General features: G+C 64.1%; 1 protein-coding gene. It reads left to right on the top strand.

Going from position 1 to position 1,258, the window contains the following annotated elements; translation table 11 throughout:
• Positions 1-1,258 (top strand): (Fe-S)-binding protein (locus ABZ354_RS28585; RefSeq protein WP_358661620.1); only part of this gene is annotated, 1,258 nt, incomplete at both ends.

Here is a 1,258-nt window from a genome sequence, read left to right as displayed (position 1 = left end):
TCTCCACGTCGTTCATCTGGATGATCGTGGTGTCGCTGAACACGAACATGGGTGTGGCGTGGCATCGGTTTTTGGGGTTTCCGAATATTTGGCTGAAGCGGAACGCGGATGGTGCGGTGGCGTTGGGTGGGTTGTTGCCGATGGTGTCGGGTGGGAGGCCGATTGATTTCGGTGATCCGGGTGAGGACGATGTTTTCGGTGTGTCGCAGGTGGAGCAGTTTTCGTGGAAGGGGCTGCTGGATTTTTCGACGTGTACGGAGTGCGGGCGGTGTCAGTCGCAGTGTCCGGCGTGGAACACGGGTAAGCCGTTGTCTCCGAAGTTGCTGATCATGTCTTTGCGTGATCATGCGCATGCGAAGGCGCCGTATCTGCTGGCCGGGGGCGGCAGGACGGCGGAGGGGGAGGAGCGGGCGTCGGCGGAGCAGTTGGCGTCGGTGCCGGCGGTGGCGCTGGCGGAGGCCGGGCGGCCGCTGGTGGGGGGTGTGGAGGACGGCGGGGTCATTGATCCGGATGTTCTGTGGTCGTGCACGACGTGTGGTGCGTGTGTGGAGCAGTGTCCGGTCGATATCGAGCATGTCGATCACATCGTGGACATGCGGCGGTATCAGGTGATGATCGAGTCGGCGTTCCCGTCGGAGGCGGGTGCGATGCTGAAGAATCTGGAGAAGAAGGGCAATCCCTGGGGGCTGGCGAAGAAGCAGCGTCTGGAGTGGACCAGGGAGGTCGGGTTCGAGGTTCCCGTCGTGGGCAGGGACGTCGAGGATCTTTCCGGGGTGGAGTACCTGTACTGGGTGGGGTGTGCGGGTGCTCTGGAGGACCGTGCGAAGAAGACCACGAAGGCTTTCGCGGAACTCCTGCACATGGCGGGGGTGAGTTTCGCGATCATGGGAGGGGACGAGAAGTGCACCGGTGACTCCGCGCGGCGTCTGGGCAACGAGCCCCTCTTCCAGGAACTGGGCATGGACAACGTCGCCGCTCTGAACGCCGCCTTCGGCGAGGAGAGCGACGAGGAGGGCAACGTCACCGGCGCCTCCCGCAGGCCGGCGTCGGCGAAGAAGATCGTCGCGACCTGCCCCCACTGCCTCAACACCCTGGGCAACGAATACCCCCAGCTCGGCGGGGACTACGAAGTCATCCACCACACCCAGCTCCTGCAGCACCTCATCGACGAGGGCAGGCTCGTGCCCGTCACCCCCGTCGAGGGCCTCATCACCTACCACGACCCCTGCTACCTGGGCCGCCACAACAAGATCTACAC

This window comes from Streptomyces sp. NPDC005925 (genome assembly GCF_040638805.1).
In the GTDB taxonomy this organism is placed as follows: domain Bacteria; phylum Actinomycetota; class Actinomycetes; order Streptomycetales; family Streptomycetaceae; genus Streptomyces.
The sequence above is the reverse complement of the archived record's forward strand: the minus strand, read 5'-3'. Positions and strand labels throughout refer to the sequence as shown.